This window comes from uncultured Brachyspira sp. (assembly GCF_944388875.1).
Lineage (GTDB): Bacteria > Spirochaetota > Brachyspiria > Brachyspirales > Brachyspiraceae > Brachyspira.
This window is the reverse complement of record NZ_CALXKQ010000002.1, coordinates 200315-216585: the sequence shown is the minus strand read 5'-3', so window position 1 is coordinate 216585 and position 16271 is coordinate 200315. Positions and strand designations below refer to the sequence as shown.

Genomic DNA, 16271 nt, shown 5'->3' with positions numbered 1-16271 from the left:
TTATGAAAGTTAATATTTTTAATGAAACTGATTATGATATAAATTTAAAATATTATAAATATTTTCTGTACTGTTCATCAAAGACTGCAGGAATTGACGGAGATATAAATCTGCTCTTTTGCGATAATGAATACATAAAAATGCTTAATAATAAATTTAGGAATAAAAATAAAGCTACTGATGTATTAACATTTCCTATGGGAGATATTAATGAAGGCGGTGATATAGTTATTTCTTATGAATGGGTAAAAGAAAGGTACAAAGAAGAAAAAATAAAAAAAACTATATTAAAACTTATTATTCATTCTATACTGCACTTAAAGGGCATACATCATAATTATAGTAAAAAATCATTAATGGAAAACAATCAAAAAATGAAAGAATTATATTATGAAGTCATAAAATATATAAAGTTAGAGAAAAAAAAGAATCAATAAAGTAATTAAACAAGGATGTAAAAAATGCCTATAAAAAAATTAATATCTAAAATAATGAAGAAAAAAGAGGATGAAGAAGAAGAAAGCAGCTATATAAATCTATCAACATTAAGCGAAGCAGAAAGAGAAATTATAACTAACACAATAGCATTAAAATCAAAGAATGTAAGAGAGATTATGGTTCCTAGAGTGGATGTATGCATGATATCTATAGAATCTTCTTATGATAAAGTTATAAAGGCTTTTAATAAGGAGAGAAACTCAAGAATACCTGTGTATAAAGACGGCATAGATGATATAGTTGGGGTATTATATGTTAAAGATTTGGTAGAAACTGATGAGAAAACTTTTAGCTTAAAAAAGATGCTTCATAAACCATTGTTTGTTCCAATATCAATATCATTAATGGAATTATTAAAAAATTTCAGAGAGAAACAAATACATATAGCTATGGTAGTAGATGAATACGGCGGTTTTTCTGGAATAGTATCTATGGAAGATGTTTTAGAGCAGATTATAGGAGATATAAGAGATGAATACGATGAGGAAGATGAAGAGGTAAAAAGCAATGATGACGGCAGCTATCTTGTAGATGCAAGAGCAAGAATAGAAGATTTTAATAAATATGAGATACTTCCTCCAATACCTGATGATGAGGCAGACACTGTAGGGGGATTTTTATTCTCTTATTTAGGAAGACTTCCAAAAAGAAATGAGGCTATAGAATATAAAGATTATTCATTCACTGTTGTTGGAAAAAGCGGAAATATAGTAACAAAAATAAGAATAGAAAAATTAAAAAAAGACAAAAATAAAGAAGAAAATAGTAAAAATAATAATGAAGATGAAAAATAATTAATCTTTAATAACTTTAATAAGATAAAAAAGCCCCGTCTGTTTATAGGCGAGGCTTTATTATTTATTACTCTAAATAAGCATAATGAAATTGATATTCAAGCAACGGAGTTAATACATAATCTTTTAATCTTTTACTTACTAATATAGGATTTGAAGGATTATATATAGGTATAAGCAGATTATCCTCAGCTATTAATAATTTTTCTGCTTCATGCATTGCTTTCATTCTAACATTCTGATCAGATGTATTTCTAGCTGTTTCAATATATTTATCAAACATAGCATTGCTGTAGCCTGAAGAGTTTTGAGATCTGTAGCTTAAATAATTTTCTAAAAAAGTCATAGGATCGCTGTAATCTCCAATCCATAATGTTCTTATAAGCTGATAATTTTTTTCGCTTCTCATCTGTTGGTATGCTGCCCATTCCATAGATGATATTTTCAAATCCACTCCTAAATTTGATTTCCACATCTGCTGAATAGCCTCTGCCACTTGTATATAAACTAAATCAGCAGTAGTTTTATATTCTAATACAGGAAAACCCTCTCCATTTGTGTATCCAGCCTCTGCCATCAATTGCTTTGCCATCTCAACATTATTTGAATAAGCCTCTTTTGATAAATCTATATACTCTCCTCCATTCTCTCTGAAATCTCCTTCTACATCATAAGCCCCAACTGAAACCCAAGCACTTGTAGGAGATTTAGCAGTAGGAACAACATTTTCTACTATATAGTTTCTGTCTATTGCTAAAGATAATGCCTTTCTTATTCTAACATCTTTTAGAACTTCATCAGCAGCATTAATTCCAAAAGCAGCTGTAGAAAAATAAGGAGCAATATAAACTATTCCTTCAGCTTTCAATTTATTCAAATCCTGCTCTACAATATATACAGAAAAATCTAAAGAACCATCCTTAATGCCTGCAAGTGCTAAAGTAGGATCCTTCATCATAACAAATGTAATCTTTTCTGGAATTATACTGTCTTTATTCCAATAGTTAGTATTTTTTATCATAACTATTTTTTCATCAGGATTTCTCTCTGTCATAATAAAAGCTCCGTTTCCTATATAGCTTTCAGGATTTAAAGACCATTCATCCCCATATTTTTCTATTATATCTTTTCTTACAGGAGCAAATATAGGGTAAGTTAAAATATCTAAAAAATATCCAGTAGGTGCCTCCAAAGTAATCTCTAATGAAGCATCATCAATAGCCTTAACCCCAAGCTGTTCTAAAGGAAGTTCTCCAGACATTATTTTTGATGCATTTTTTACATATTCTAAAAATGAAGTATATTCAGCACCGCTTTCAGGATTTGAAGCCCTTTGAAGAGCATAAACAAAATCATTTGCTGTTACATTTTGACCGTCAGACCATTTTGCATTTGCTCTTAAATGAAATGTATATGTAAGTCCGTCTGCAGATATATCCCAGCTTTCTGCAGCTCCTCCCTGAAGGCTTCCGTCTTTGCCTTTAATGATTAAAGTTTCAAATACATGCCTAGGATATACAAAATCATTTCCTGAAATAGTAGGGTCTATAGTTTTAGGCTCTTCGCCTGCATTAATAAATAATTCTTTTGAAGTACGTTCTTTATTATTTGAAGAGCATGAAATCAAAAAAATATAAATTAAAGCACTTACAATTAATAAAATTTTTCTAATCATAGTAAAAAACCTCTTAAATATTATTAGTTATCATAATACTACAATAGTAAATATAATGCAATAAAATAATATTTTTATCATAATTATGCTATTGAAAAACGTATAATAAATATATATAATCTATAGCAAAAAAATTATGGATGGATACTAAAATGAAGCTAATAAAACAGTTTACAGTTATATTTTCTGTGTACTCAATAGCTGATATATTAAGCAAATCATTAAAACTGCCTATACCGGGAAATGTTATAGGAATGATACTTCTGTTTATACTTCTTTTAACTGGAATAATAAAAGAGCATCATATAGATGAGGCAAGCGATATATTAATAAATAATATGTCATTACTTTTCATACCTGGTACATTAGCTATAATGGATGAATATAAATATGTTAAAGATGAAATTATACCTTTTGTAATTATATGCGTATTTATGGTAGTAGTAATAATGGCTTCTACTGGCTTATCAGCACAATTTTTTGAAAAAGTATTTTCAAAATTAAGGAAATCAAAATGAAAGAATTATTTATTCAAAACCCTATAATACCAATAGTAATAACTTTAATAGCCTATATTATATCGTATATTATTTATATAAAAACAAAATTCCCAGTTTTAACTCCATTAGTAACCAGTGTAATATTGGTTGGATTTTCTCTGTACTTTATGCAGGTTCCTTATAGCGTTTATAATGAAAGCGGAGGAAAATTCATAAATGCTATGGTAGGACCAGCAACAGTTGTCTTGGCTCTTCCTATATATAGAAACCTTCCTATACTCAAAGCTAATCTCGCTGTTATATTAATAAGCATAGCAATAGGAAGCTCAATAGGAATAACTGGAATATTCATATCCGCTAAACTTATGGGAATATCTGAAGCATTATTTCCTTCGCTGCTAACAAAATCTGTTACTACGGCAATAGCTGTGGATATAACTGCAAACATAGGAGGAATGAAATCAATAACTGTTTTATCGGTTATAATATCAGGGGTTGTTGGAGCTATAATTGCCCCATTTGTATGCAGGATATTTAGAATAAAATCTCCTCTTGCTATAGGACTTGCTATAGGAACTTCTTCCCATGCTGTAGGTACAAGCAAGGCTATAGAACTTGGTGAAACAGAAGGAGCTATGTCTGGACTTGCCATAGGAGTGGCAGGAGCATTAACAGTTGTACTTCTTCCTATTCTTTATAAACTGCTTTTAATGATATGGGCTTAAATATTATCTTATATCAGATTCCATAATATTAACTATATCATTATTTCTAAAATATACATTAAATGCGGTATCCTCATCCCCGCATTCTATAACAGACTCTATACTAGAATCTTCATTAACTTTTATTAAAACTTTATATATATCTATAGAATTATACCAATCATCATCTACATCTTTAAACATGAAATCGCCGTATGCATTTTTTAAAGATTCCTTTGAATCAGACAATGTTGCAACATGTTCTTTTAAATTATCAATTATATCATCAAGTTTCAAAACTTTATGCACACCTATATCAAATAATGATTCTAATTTTTGTCCAAAAACATTCATAGGCTTAAATACCTTATACAGTTTCCAATCATCCTCCGATATATTTGCCTCTTCAACATCGAATAAATCTTCTTTATCTATCATAAATTAATCTCCATAAAATTATCTTAATCTATTTTTTTATTTATGATATACAAACATGGCAAAACAATACTAGAAAATAGTATGAAACTATAAAATATACCTTCTGCATCTATTTCGTAAGTATATCCAATATTTATAACAGTATTCTCTTTTCTAAAAGGAGTTGGTTTGCTATCCCCATCAGGTCCTTTGCACTCCTGCTCAGAAAATAAAACTAAAAGTATAAAAGGCAGTATTAATAAGTATTTTTTCATAAAAAATAATCTCTTTTTTAGTTTTTTCTATATAATTTTTAGTATATTAAAAAAAGCAAATAAGTCAATAGATTACTTTTGATAAAAAATATAAATTAATTTGCGATAATTAATAAAAAATAATTAGCAGAGTGTAAAAATGGTTAAAAAAATATTATTTTCATCAGCATCAGTTATACAAGTTCTATTTATGATATTGGCATTTACTTTGCATATATTATCAAAGAAAAAAATGGGGGTAATGAGGCATTTTGTATATACTAATAATAAATTAAACAGTATGCATAACATGGAAAATATTATGAATATAGCTTTATTTATAGTTCTAATAATAGTGATATTCTCTATACTGATGTTTTTTAGAATGGTATACAGCAGCAGAAGATTTAATAATGGTAAAATTTATACAAGCAGATATTTATATATATTAAATATTTCATTATTTTTACTTGGAATATTATTAATGATATTTATAAAATTATTCTCTGCAGCTACATTATTATCATATTATTATATGTCTTTAATATTTTTTATAGTTTATATGATAGAGTTTATAAAAACATGTATTTATTTTTTAATAAAAAAGATAAGTTCAAATACATAAATTTTATAATAATAAGCGGACAGTAAAAAATATGCTGCCCGCTTAAAAAAATTAATTATTTGTATTTTCTCTAGGATCTCCTAATTGAATAGGAAGTTCAGGATTCATCTGCCATACATACCATCCGCCGTCAAATAAAGTTACATTAGTCCATCCTTCCTGATAAGCTATTAAAAACGGTATAGCAGCTCTCCAGCCTGTTCCGCAATAGAAAGATATTTCATTATCTTTTGTTACCCCCCATTCATTCCATATATTTTGTGCTTCTTCTATACTAATAATTTTTCCATTATCATCAACATAATCAAATTCATCTTTTCCCCATACAGCACCTTTAGGTTCTCCTACTCTTTCAATATAACTATAACCGCTTACTTTTCCAGTAAACTCATCCCAGCTTCTTATACTTACAAGTTTAAAATTAGGGTCTTTCTGTTTTTCTATAATCTCTTCAGGCAATGATATAATATATTCAGGATGTGCTGGAACAGTAACTCCTACATTATCTATAGGCTGAGCTTTTTCAGTATTGCTTGAAGTAGCATATCCCATATCCGTCCATGCTTTTAAATTACCATCTAATACATGAACCTCATCAACACCAGCCCAAAGAAGAGTAGTAGCAACTCTTGCTGCAGGAGAAGGCTCTCCGTATACTATAACAGCAGTATCTTTTGATATCCCAAAATCTTTCATAACCTGTTCTATCTCTGCTGGAGTTCTTACATTCCAATAATTAGGTTCTTCTATCAAATCAGTATTTATATGCAAGGCACCAGGTATATGAGCTTTTTTATAATCAGCACTTGCCTCTCCCCAAGATGCTTCTAAAATTACATAATTTGATGACTGAGCCTGATTTCCGTCTATGACACTTTTTACCCAATCAGCATTTACATATACTCTATTCTTTTCTACTGGAGCTGCTGTTTGAGAAGATGTTTCAGTCGGAGCGGATGAAGTTTCTGTTTTGCCGCATGAAAATATAAAAATTAAAGATAATACAAAAATTAAAGATAATTTTTTCATTATGTTTTCTCCCAAAAAATATTTGTATATTGGAGTATTATATTATAATTAGTTATATTCGTCAATGATTAATAGTTAAATGTTATATAATTAATTTTTATAATTTATATATTTTTGCTTATAAACTCTAAATAATGCAAGATGTTTTTAAACTTTTTGCTGTTCAAACTTTCCTTTTTCTACACCTTCATTAAAACCTTTTTTATTTAATAAAAAACATTTCACATATTATTAGCATTTAAAGCAAAATCATTTTCGCTGTCTTTATCTTTTTTATCATAATCCTTAAGAGGTATTCTATTTCTTATTGCTGCGTAAATAGTAGGTACTATTATCAATGTAAACATAGTTGAAACAGAAAGTCCTCCAAGAAGTGCTGTAGCAAGAGGCTTGTACATTTCATTTCCGCTTCCTATACCAAGAGCCATAGGAAGTATACCTAATATAGTTGTAAGAGTTGTCATAAGAACAGGTCTTAATCTTCTTGTTCCTGCAATAACAGCAGCTTCATTTCCGTTTATATGTTTTTCATGCATAAGCTGATTCATATAATCAATTAAAACTATTCCATTATTAACTACAATGCCTATCAAAACAATACATCCTATAGCACTATAGGCACTCAATGTAGTGTTAGTAATTAATAATGCAATAAGAGATCCTGCAAAACCAAAAGGTATAGCAAAAGCTATAACGAAAGGGGCAATCAATGATTCAAACTGACTAGCCATTATTGCATAAACTAAAACTAATGCCAAAACCAATGCCTGTATCAGCTGCATAAAAGCTTCATTCATCTCTTCAAAATCGCCGCTGTAATTAATAATAAGTCCGTTTGGGACAAAAACATTTTTTTGTATGCTCTCTTTCACATCTGCTATTATTTCATTTAAAGCTCTTCCGTATGTGCTTGCTATTACAACTGTAAACCTTTTTCTGTCCTTTCTTTCTATTCTATTTGGTCCGTAACTTTTTACTATATCAGCTATTGATGATAATGGTATTAATACTCCTTTTACTGGTATGCTTATCTTTTCTACATCCTCTATGGTAACTCTTTCTATATTTTCTAATTGAACATTAACATCTATATCAGTATAATCAGAATTTTCAGGTGTAATTGTAGTAGCTGTTTTTCCTGCAAAACTAGTATTTATTATTTTTGCAACATCATTAACTTTAAGTCCCATTTTTGAAGCAATATCTCTATTAACATAAACCTGCAGCTCTCTGTTAGATTCATCTATATCAACCATAGCCCCCCTTATACCTTCTATATTGGATATGGCTGAAACTATTCTATTTCCAAGCTCCTCCGCCTGTACAATATCATCTCCGAGAATCTCAATCCTTATAGCTTCCCCTCCGCTTGAACTTGACATAGAACCTAAAAGCCTTACATTAATTTTAGCAGGATATAACTGCAGCTTTTCTCTAGCTCTTTCAACATAATCTTCTATATCTCCAACTCTGCCTGCATTTTTTCCTTTTAATTGTATTCTTATATTAGCACTATTAGCCTCGCTTCCTTTTCTTATTCTTGACTGAATCTTTTGCAAATCATCTTTTATAATCTCTCTTATATCATTCTCCATTAGGCTTACAAATGATTCAGTTTGTTCATATTTTGTACCTATAGGCATAGTTACCTGAACCATAAACTGCCCTTCATCAGTTCTTGGAAAACCCTCTTTACCTATAAACTTTAATCCTATTAATATAATAGAAAATACCAATATCATAGACGGTATTAATACAGTTTTTTTCCTTTTAATTGAAAATGATAAAAGTTTTGAGTATACAGCATTTATATTATTATGTATATATTTATTAGTTAAAATTTCCAACTTACCTAAAAGTTTTAATCTCTTATTTGTAATAAGTCTTGCACCAAACATAGGAACTATTAAAAGAGCAACAAGCAAAGAAGCAATCATTGATATTGTAACAGTAATACATAAATCCCTAAACATTTGACTTGTCATTCCTTCAATATAAAGGAAAGGAAGAAATACAGCTATAGTTGTAAAAGTAGAAGCAGAAATTGCAAGGGCTACTTTTGAAGTTCCGTTAATAGCAGATGAATATTTACCGTATCCGTTATTTCTATAATAAAATATATTTTCAAGCACTACAATAGAATTATCAACCATCATTCCTATTCCAAGAACTAATCCAGAAAGAGATATAACATTCAAAGTTATTTTCATAAAATACATTAATGTAAAAGTTACTATTATAGAAAGCGGTATTGATATAGCTATTATTGACACCGTTCTTATATTCCACATATAAAGCATAAGAACTATTACCGCAAAAAGCCCTCCCTGCCAAGCAGCATCAAGTACTCCGATTATAGCTTCATTTATACTGTCAGCTGTATTAAACATTATCTGATATTTTACACCATTTGGAAAATTATATTCTTCTAACTGGTTTATAACATTCCTTGATACTTCAACCGTATTTGCCCCTGATTCTTTACTTACAGCTATTGATATAGAATTCTCTCCGTTTACTCTTATAATATTAACATCATCATCATATCCCTCATAAACTTCAGCTAAATCCTGAACTTTTACTATTGTGCTTATATCCCCGTCAGTTTTTAAAGTAATAGCAGTATTTTTTATATCATCAATACTTGTTATCTCTCCCATAGTTCTTATTGTATATTTATAAAAACCCTGATCTGCCTGCCCTCCTACAAGATTATTATTATCACGTGAAAGAGCAGAAGCTATATCATTAATATCAATATTATATGCCTTTAATCTATTAAGATTAACATCTATTTTTATCTGAGTTTTTAATCCGCCCAAAACTTCAGCCTGTGCTACTCCTTTAGCCTGCTTTATCTGGGGAGCTATTTGATTGTCGGCTATATTGTATAATGTGGCTTGATCATCTATACCATAAATGGCAACTTCCATTAATGAAGTATCATCCATATCAAATTTTCTTATAACTGGCTTATCAGCATTATCAGGAAGAGAATCCGCAACCTGCTCTAAAGCCTCCCTAATATCCTCTGTTGCCTCTGTTAAATCTACACCCCAATTAAATTCTATTAATACATTTGAAGAATCTTCCCTAGATGTTGATGTAATATTTTTTATATTATTTACCGTAGCAACAGCACCTTCTATAATCTTTGTAACAGACTTCTCTATCTCTTCAGGTCCTGCATTTTTGTATCTTGTATTTATGCTTATATAAGGAACCTGCATACTAGGCATGAAATCTATTGAAAGCCTTGATAAACTTATAAGCCCCAATATCAATATTGAAACTATCACCATGAGTACAGTTACTGGTCTTTTTACTACTGTTTCTATTATTTTATTCATAAATATATTTTCTTATAATTATTAATTTTTATAATATATAATATTAAAAATGAAAGCTAATTATATATTATATCATGTTAGACGAATAATATGTAAAAAAAGTTTTAAATTTTCATAAAGGCAAATATAATTATTATAATAAATTGCTTTAATATTAAGAAATATAATAAAATATAGGCATAAATAATAAATAAAAATTTAAAGAGTTATACAACATATAAAACATTACATTTATATAATGTTTATAAGTAATCTTGTAAAGATAAGTCTAATAAATAATGCAGAGCTTTTTATTATTTTATCTGGTGAATAATTTGATAAATCTTTCTCTATATTTATAAGCTAATAGTTTTTTATTGTATAATTCAGCCAATCTTTTTATTTCCGTATCATCCATATTATCAGTGTCTATAGCATATATATAGCTGTCTTCTTTAAATCCTTTTATCATAATATTTAAATAATTATCGAACTTCTTATTTAAGAAAAATCTAAAGAAAAGTATAGAGCATGTTAATATTAATGAATTAACTATCACATATATAATTATAAACATATAGTAAGGATAAGTAAATTCCTTTCCGCTTCCTATAAAGAAAAATCCGTTTCCCTGCATAATAGCCGTTTCAAATAGTAAATGTCTGCTCTCAAAATCTTCCCAATCATCGCTTCTGTATTTAAGCTCATTATCATAATAAAGTATAGCCATATTATAGCTCTTAGCAAATCCTTCATATTCTAATTCATCAATATTTCCCTCTTTTGAGAAAGCCATTTCAGCTTCATATATTATATCATTTTTCTTATCAGCATAAGATGTAACTATTTTATTGTCAAAAACCCAGTTAATTATGGCATAAAGCACAACAAATATTACAGCCATAAGAATAGATACAACTATAATATAATAAGATGTTATCAAAGAATAAAAAGTATTTTTATTCTCTACAGAAAATAAATAAAAGAAATATATTATATGAGATATATAAAATATAAATAATACATGATATCCTCTTGTAAGAAAAGAAGATATTAAGTTCTCTCTTAAAAATACTCTATTTAAAGAAAAAAAGTTAGTTATATAAAAAAGTCCTAATATTGAAAGTATAAAAGGAATCAAATAAACTGTAAGATAAAAAAACATCTCAGTTCTTGAGTACTTTTTCATTTTATAAAAAAATACAGAAACAAAATAGAAAGAACATAAAAATTCCACAAACATCAATATTCTCATAACCGCAGTATTTACATTAACTATCATATAAGCACACATTGATATTATAGTTAAAGATGATACCGCAGATACTATGAAAGTAATATTGTATTTAGCTAGTTTCTCCACTTTATTTCTCCTGTTTTCGCTTTATCATATATCACCCTAATCATCTTATAATCCAAACCTAAAAATGATGCATTATTAACCAAATTATACACAGCACTTAAAAATATAGGCTGAGTATTTTCTATTATTTTATCTGTATACGGATATGATGCCATTATCCTAGAAAGATTAAAAAGTACTGCTATTAATTTAGATGAACTTGAAAGCTCATCATTTGTTACAGAATAAGGCAGTACACTCTTAGCAGCTATTGCTATGAATATTGGATTTATATGCTCCAATGTAGAAATATTTTCTACGGAATTATTTATCATATCTTTTGCTTTATCATAAAATTCTTTCTGGTCATATTTGTATTCATTGAATATTGGAAGAGATGCTATATAGCTTGTATGCATTATATCTCTAAGTATCAATAGTACAGATATGTAATTAACTAACTCATCATTTGAAAGTCCGAATTTGTCATCACTGATTATTCTTTCTTCTATTCCATTAGGCTTAATCCATGATATAGAAATGAGCTGATTTATAATATCATTTTCTAATATGGTATATGTATAGGATATATAATCTAAAAAAGCCTCATTTTTATTAAGACTTTTTATTAATCTTATTATAGACTGCCTCTGACTTTCTGCATCATCATCAAAACCCGGAATATGAGATAAAAACTCAAAATTTATTTTTTCCTGCAGATGTATTAAAAATTGCTCATAAGCATCATTTCCAAAAAGCACTTTATAATATCCTAAAATAATATTTTGTATTATCTTCGGAAAATTAAGAAAAATCACTAAATATTTTAAAAATTTTACTAGTTGATTTATTTAAATTTTATGATATTTTATTATAAATTACATTGATGAGATTTCTTATATGGATAATGAAAAATATAATCTTAATAATGATGAAAATGATGAATATGAAGAGATTAAAACTAATAAACATAGAAAAAAAATAAAGAAGAGAAGAAGAAAAAAAATAAAGAAAATCATCAAAAGAAAAAGAAAGCAAAAAAGAATCAACTATATAAACAGCATTCCATTAATAAAGTTCATGTCAAAAATAGATGACAAACTATTTCTAAAAATATTTAAAGATAATAGAAGAGGACCTGTAAAAAGCTTTATGAAATTTATGAGCAGAATGGGAGACGGCTATGTATGGGCTATGCTTTATTTGATATTTTATATGTTTAGAATAGATTATGCAGTTTTATATTTTTCAAGGGCAATTTCAGCTATATTTATATGTATTTTTCTATTTTTATATATAAAAAGTTTTTTCAGCAGAACACGTCCGTACAAAAAGCATGACAAAATACCAATAATGTACCCTCCTGATAAACATTCTTTCCCATCAGGGCATACTATGGTTGCATTTGCTGTATCTTTTTGTATGGGAAGCTACAGTGTCGGATCTGCTCTGCTATTCTATCCTATAGCATCTTTAATAGCTTTCAGCAGGGTGTACGTAGGACTTCACTATCCGCTTGATGTGATATGCGGTATAATATTCGGAACTATAATAGGATTTCTATCAAATTTAGCATTTTTTCATATAACAGGACTTCCTATATTCGGACATTTATAATTTCTTATTCATCTTAATTTCTTTTTTTAATCTATGTTTAATCTTATTTGAAGGAATACTATTACGTTTTTCAGATATAAATACATAGTATCCATTCTTATTTATTATTTTAACTCCTCCAAAAATCGAAGTTAATTTATTTTTATACCAATCCAGACGCTTAGTTACCATTACAAATCTGCCGTTAAGTATAAGTTTATAAAATCCTGCTTCTATAAAATGTTTAGGAACAGAAAAATCTGCATGATAAGGAGGATTAGATAGTATAATAGAAAAATCATTATAATATATATTTTTTAAACCATCGCTTTTTAAAACTTCTATATTTGCCTCATCATTTAAAACAGCATTATTCCTTGCAGTATTAACAGCATTATCATCTATATCACACATAACGACATTATTATCTCCTATAATTTTAGAGGCATATATACCAACAATTCCATAGCCGCATCCTAAATCTAAAACCTTGCTTTCTGAAGTAAAATCTATTTCTTCAAGCATAGACAATGTTCCCATATCTGCATTTCTAGGAGAAAAAAGTTTATCATTAGTATTTAATTTTAAATCAATATTATTAATTGAAACATCTATAATCATGCTTATATGATATAAGTGTTTTTGCAAATTGTCAATTTTTGATTTTTTGATATGGGCATATAAATTCAATAAAACCTCTTTCCGATAATTAATACATGTTTAAAGTAGATATAATATTAAAAGGAAGAGTTCAGGGCGTAGGCTTTAGATACTATGCAAAACAAGTAGGCGATGAAATGAAAATAGGCGGAAAGGTATGGAATAACTATGACGGTTCTGTGGAGGTTATAGGATACCTAGAAACAAAAACCGAGATTGAGGAATTTATTGAAAAAATACAGAAAGGTCCTCAAATGGCTAGTGTTAAAGAATCTGTAGTTACTGTTACGCCTGTTGATCCTCTTGTAGATGTAGTTTTTGAAATAGCTAATTAGATGCCTTTATTTGAACTGTAATAATTATGAAAAACATTCTTAAATATGCATCCATTATAGGATGTACATTTGCCTCTGTTAATTTTGGGGCTAATTATATAGATTATAAAGTAAAAAACGGCGATACTTTATACGGCATAGCATTCTCACATGATATGAGTGCAAGCGAATTCCTAAAACTAAATAATATTGATGATCCTGATAAATATAATCTAAAAATAGGAGAAACTTTAAAAGTAAAAGAAGCTGGATATAAATTAGTATATGATTCTGAAAATAAAATGTACGGATTAAAAGGAGAAGAATCTAAATCCTATAAAGATTATAAAGTAAAAAATGGAGATACTCTATACGGCATAGCTTTTGCACATGGTATGACTGCAAATGAATTCTTGGCTATAAACAATATAAAAAACTCAAGTGAATATAATCTAAGAGTAGGAGCGATTTTAAAAGTAGCTAATAATGATAAAACATCAGCAAATAACAATAATATATCAAATATAAATAATGATAATGAAAAAAAATCTTATGATACATATAAAGTAAAAAGCGGAGATACTCTATACGGCATAGCTTTTGCACATGGCATGACAGCAAGCGAATTCTTAAAAATTAATAATATTGATGATCCTAATACCTATAAATTATATGTAGGAAAAACAATGTATGTTGCAGGATCAAAAAAGGATAATACTTCTTCTTCTGAAAATAGAACATACAGCGATTCAAAAGAGATAGAATATTATACAGTAAAAACAGGCGATACTTTGTACGGCATAGCTTTTGAAAATGATATGAATGTTAATGATTTTTTGAAAATTAATAATATTGAAGACCCTTTAAAATACAAATTAAGATCAGGAGAAAAATTAAAAATATATGCTAAAAATAATAACTCCAATTCTTCAAGCAAAACTATAAAAACTTACAAAGTAAAAAACGGAGATACACTTGGAGAGATAGCATTAAAAAATTCAATGTCATTGAAAGAACTTCTTGAATTAAACAACCTAAATAATAATTATGTGCTTAAAGTAGGAGATACTTTAAAACTATATGACAATGTTAATATAAATACATCAAAACCTGCATACACAACTATAGAAAATTATAAAGTAAAAAGCGGAGATACTTTAAGTGAAATTGCCGTAGCAAGAGGAATGGATTTAGTTGAGCTTTATTCTATAAATAATTTAAATAATAATTACGTACTTAAAGTAGGAGATACTTTAAAGGTATATGCAAGCCCTAAAAAAACAAGCACTTTAGTTACATCAACATATAAAATTAAAAGCGGTGATACTTTATATTCTATAGCTAGAAATCATAAAATGGATTTAAGAGATTTAATGAGGCTTAATAATATAAAAAACGCCAATGAATATAAATTATTTGCGGGCAATTCATTAAAGGTACAAGTTTTAAAAATGATTCCTTATTCATTTAATGATGACAGCATTCTTCCTGAAAGTTCATTTATATGGCCGTATAAAGGTATAATAATATCAGGATACGGTGTTACTTCTGATAAACTTGCAAACAGAGGCGTTAATATATTAGGAGATGTTGGGGATAAGGTTGTAGCTGCTGATGACGGAATAGTTGAATATGCAGATGATATTAGAGGATTCGGCACTGTTATAATATTGAAGCATAAAAACGGATATAATACTTCTTATGCTCATCTATCAAAAGCAAATGTTAAATTAGGAGATGTAGTTTCTAAGGGTGAATATATAGGCAATATAGGGGACACTGGAATGATAAATAAAAGCGAATTATACTTTAAAATATCATATCAAGGAAGGGCGATAGACCCTGCTAAGCTGCTCCCTAGAGGATAGTAAATTAGACTTGTTTCAAAACTAATTTTATTCATTAATTGTTATGACTAGCCCTGTGAAGGACTGCATATTTATATACCAAAACAACAAGTTATACAACATATAAAACATTATTTTTATAATTTACAAATTACGAAAATTTCATATATAATCTGTCAAGTAGTTTTAAAACAAGTCTAATAACTTTTTATAACTTAAAACTCATAATGCTAAACAGCAAATAAATTTAAAAAATATATTGACATTTTTTTCATAAATGATATTATACAATCATATTAGCTCTTTGAAAGGGGATGCTCCGGCTTCGACTGCGATGGTTGGAACGTATTTTGCATAGCCGTGCTAGGTGTATGCACGTTAATATCATACTAAACAATAAGTGCAGACGAATACGCACTTGCAGCTTAATTAAAGCTGCCGCTGATTAGATGATTTGTCTATGGGTTATCTTTTCGGTGTCGAAACACATAGAACTTGTATTAGGTGCCGTATGAGCCTGATATTACGTATACTCATGCTAGTCTTATAGTTTTTCTGCTTGTCTTCTACCTATAAGGCGAATCTTTCGAAGATAAGCTATGCTATGTAGACGAATGCGGTACGCTTCGTAGGACGCGGGTTCGAGTCCCGCCATCTCCAATATTTATAATATAAAAATAAATAATC

16 protein-coding genes and 1 other RNA gene are annotated in these 16271 nt (G+C 28.5%); 9 read left to right on the top strand and 8 right to left on the bottom strand.

Annotated features, from left to right (window positions below):
* Positions 1-2: 2 nt before the first annotated feature.
* A complete protein-coding gene (ybeY, locus tag Q0J69_RS03260; RefSeq protein ID WP_297204296.1) occupies positions 3-437 on the top strand; it encodes an rRNA maturation RNase YbeY in 435 nt (144 codons plus the stop codon).
* 24 nt (positions 438-461) lie between these two features.
* On the top strand, positions 462-1292 hold the full coding sequence (gene tlyC, locus Q0J69_RS03255) for a hemolysin C (protein WP_297204295.1): 831 nt from the start codon (positions 462-464) through the stop codon (positions 1290-1292).
* Between the two features lie 67 nt (positions 1293-1359).
* Here the strand turns inward: tlyC and Q0J69_RS03250 are convergent, their stop codons facing one another.
* Positions 1360-2967: a peptide ABC transporter substrate-binding protein gene (locus tag Q0J69_RS03250; RefSeq protein ID WP_297204293.1), complete on the bottom strand. Its 1608-nt coding sequence runs from the start codon at positions 2965-2967 to the stop codon at positions 1360-1362.
* A gap of 152 nt (positions 2968-3119) precedes the next feature.
* On the opposite strand from Q0J69_RS03250, the gene Q0J69_RS03245 reads away from it, so the two are divergent.
* Together Q0J69_RS03245 and Q0J69_RS03240 are read left to right on the top strand one after the other, a co-directional pair.
* A complete protein-coding gene (locus tag Q0J69_RS03245; protein ID WP_297204292.1) occupies positions 3120-3485 on the top strand; it encodes a CidA/LrgA family protein in 366 nt (121 codons plus the stop codon).
* Complete coding sequence (locus tag Q0J69_RS03240) at positions 3482-4192, top strand: LrgB family protein (protein ID WP_297204290.1); 711 nt, start codon at positions 3482-3484, stop codon at positions 4190-4192. Before Q0J69_RS03245 ends, Q0J69_RS03240 begins: the two co-directional genes overlap by 4 nt.
* A gap of 3 nt (positions 4193-4195) precedes the next feature.
* Here Q0J69_RS03240 and Q0J69_RS03235 read toward each other — a convergent pair whose 3' ends face one another.
* Together Q0J69_RS03235 and Q0J69_RS03230 are read right to left on the bottom strand one after the other, a co-directional pair.
* Positions 4196-4609 (bottom strand): hypothetical protein, encoded by a 414-nt coding sequence (locus Q0J69_RS03235; RefSeq protein WP_297204289.1) that lies wholly within the window; start codon positions 4607-4609, stop codon positions 4196-4198.
* Positions 4610-4632: 23 nt separating this feature from the next.
* Positions 4633-4863, bottom strand: a complete 231-nt coding sequence (locus tag Q0J69_RS03230) for a hypothetical protein (RefSeq protein ID WP_297204288.1) — start codon at positions 4861-4863, stop codon at positions 4633-4635.
* A gap of 139 nt (positions 4864-5002) precedes the next feature.
* Between Q0J69_RS03230 and Q0J69_RS03225 the strand changes: the two genes are divergently transcribed.
* Entirely contained in the window at positions 5003-5467 is a 465-nt protein-coding gene (locus tag Q0J69_RS03225) for a hypothetical protein (protein WP_297204287.1), read from the top strand.
* Between the two features lie 51 nt (positions 5468-5518).
* Here the strand turns inward: Q0J69_RS03225 and Q0J69_RS03220 are convergent, their stop codons facing one another.
* The 4 genes from Q0J69_RS03220 to Q0J69_RS03205 all read right to left on the bottom strand — a co-directional run bounded on the left by Q0J69_RS03220 (position 5519) and on the right by Q0J69_RS03205 (position 11928).
* Complete coding sequence (locus Q0J69_RS03220) at positions 5519-6496, bottom strand: rhodanese-like domain-containing protein (RefSeq protein ID WP_297204285.1); 978 nt, start codon at positions 6494-6496, stop codon at positions 5519-5521.
* Positions 6497-6717: 221 nt separating this feature from the next.
* On the bottom strand, positions 6718-9846 hold the full coding sequence (locus Q0J69_RS03215; protein WP_297204284.1) for an efflux RND transporter permease subunit: 3129 nt from the start codon (positions 9844-9846) through the stop codon (positions 6718-6720).
* Positions 9847-10144: 298 nt separating this feature from the next.
* Positions 10145-11188, bottom strand: coding sequence for a hypothetical protein (locus Q0J69_RS03210; RefSeq protein ID WP_297204282.1), 1044 nt, complete (start codon positions 11186-11188; stop codon positions 10145-10147).
* Entirely contained in the window at positions 11176-11928 is a 753-nt protein-coding gene (locus tag Q0J69_RS03205) for a pyridoxine kinase (RefSeq protein WP_297204281.1), read from the bottom strand. The genes Q0J69_RS03210 and Q0J69_RS03205 overlap by 13 nt, the downstream gene beginning before the upstream one ends.
* A 139-nt stretch (positions 11929-12067) precedes the next feature.
* On the opposite strand from Q0J69_RS03205, the gene Q0J69_RS03200 reads away from it, so the two are divergent.
* Positions 12068-12784: a phosphatase PAP2 family protein gene (locus Q0J69_RS03200; RefSeq protein WP_297204280.1), complete on the top strand. Its 717-nt coding sequence runs from the start codon at positions 12068-12070 to the stop codon at positions 12782-12784.
* Here Q0J69_RS03200 and Q0J69_RS03195 read toward each other — a convergent pair.
* Entirely contained in the window at positions 12779-13453 is a 675-nt protein-coding gene (locus Q0J69_RS03195) for a methyltransferase (protein WP_366030122.1), read from the bottom strand. The genes Q0J69_RS03200 and Q0J69_RS03195 overlap by 6 nt on opposite strands.
* Positions 13454-13479: 26 nt before the next feature.
* On the opposite strand from Q0J69_RS03195, the gene Q0J69_RS03190 reads away from it, so the two are divergent.
* From Q0J69_RS03190 to ssrA, 3 genes are all read left to right on the top strand, one after another.
* The gene (locus tag Q0J69_RS03190; RefSeq protein ID WP_297204278.1) at positions 13480-13758 is read left to right on the top strand and encodes an acylphosphatase; all 279 of its coding nucleotides are present in this window, start codon (positions 13480-13482) and stop codon (positions 13756-13758) included.
* A 26-nt stretch (positions 13759-13784) separates the two neighbouring features.
* A complete protein-coding gene (locus tag Q0J69_RS03185) occupies positions 13785-15605 on the top strand; it encodes a LysM peptidoglycan-binding domain-containing protein (protein WP_297204276.1) in 1821 nt (606 codons plus the stop codon).
* A 289-nt stretch (positions 15606-15894) separates the two neighbouring features.
* Positions 15895-16247, top strand: a transfer-messenger RNA (tmRNA) gene (ssrA, locus tag Q0J69_RS03180).
* Positions 16248-16271: the final 24 nt, after the last annotated feature.

Coding starts and splice junctions, on each gene's coding strand:
- Q0J69_RS03240 (WP_297204290.1), top strand. CDS start 3,482: ATGAAAGAATTATTTATTCAAAACCCTATAATACCAATAGTAATAACT.
- Q0J69_RS03220 (WP_297204285.1), bottom strand. CDS start 6,496: ATGAAAAAATTATCTTTAATTTTTGTATTATCTTTAATTTTTATATTT.
- Q0J69_RS03235 (WP_297204289.1), bottom strand. CDS start 4,609: ATGATAGATAAAGAAGATTTATTCGATGTTGAAGAGGCAAATATATCG.
- Q0J69_RS03225 (WP_297204287.1), top strand. CDS start 5,003: ATGGTTAAAAAAATATTATTTTCATCAGCATCAGTTATACAAGTTCTA.
- Q0J69_RS03250 (WP_297204293.1), bottom strand. CDS start 2,967: ATGATTAGAAAAATTTTATTAATTGTAAGTGCTTTAATTTATATTTTT.
- Q0J69_RS03200 (WP_297204280.1), top strand. CDS start 12,068: ATGGATAATGAAAAATATAATCTTAATAATGATGAAAATGATGAATAT.
- Q0J69_RS03185 (WP_297204276.1), top strand. CDS start 13,785: ATGAAAAACATTCTTAAATATGCATCCATTATAGGATGTACATTTGCC.
- Q0J69_RS03190 (WP_297204278.1), top strand. CDS start 13,480: ATGTTTAAAGTAGATATAATATTAAAAGGAAGAGTTCAGGGCGTAGGC.
- ybeY (WP_297204296.1), top strand. CDS start 3: ATGAAAGTTAATATTTTTAATGAAACTGATTATGATATAAATTTAAAA.
- Q0J69_RS03245 (WP_297204292.1), top strand. CDS start 3,120: ATGAAGCTAATAAAACAGTTTACAGTTATATTTTCTGTGTACTCAATA.
- Q0J69_RS03230 (WP_297204288.1), bottom strand. CDS start 4,863: ATGAAAAAATACTTATTAATACTGCCTTTTATACTTTTAGTTTTATTT.
- tlyC (WP_297204295.1), top strand. CDS start 462: ATGCCTATAAAAAAATTAATATCTAAAATAATGAAGAAAAAAGAGGAT.
- Q0J69_RS03215 (WP_297204284.1), bottom strand. CDS start 9,846: ATGAATAAAATAATAGAAACAGTAGTAAAAAGACCAGTAACTGTACTC.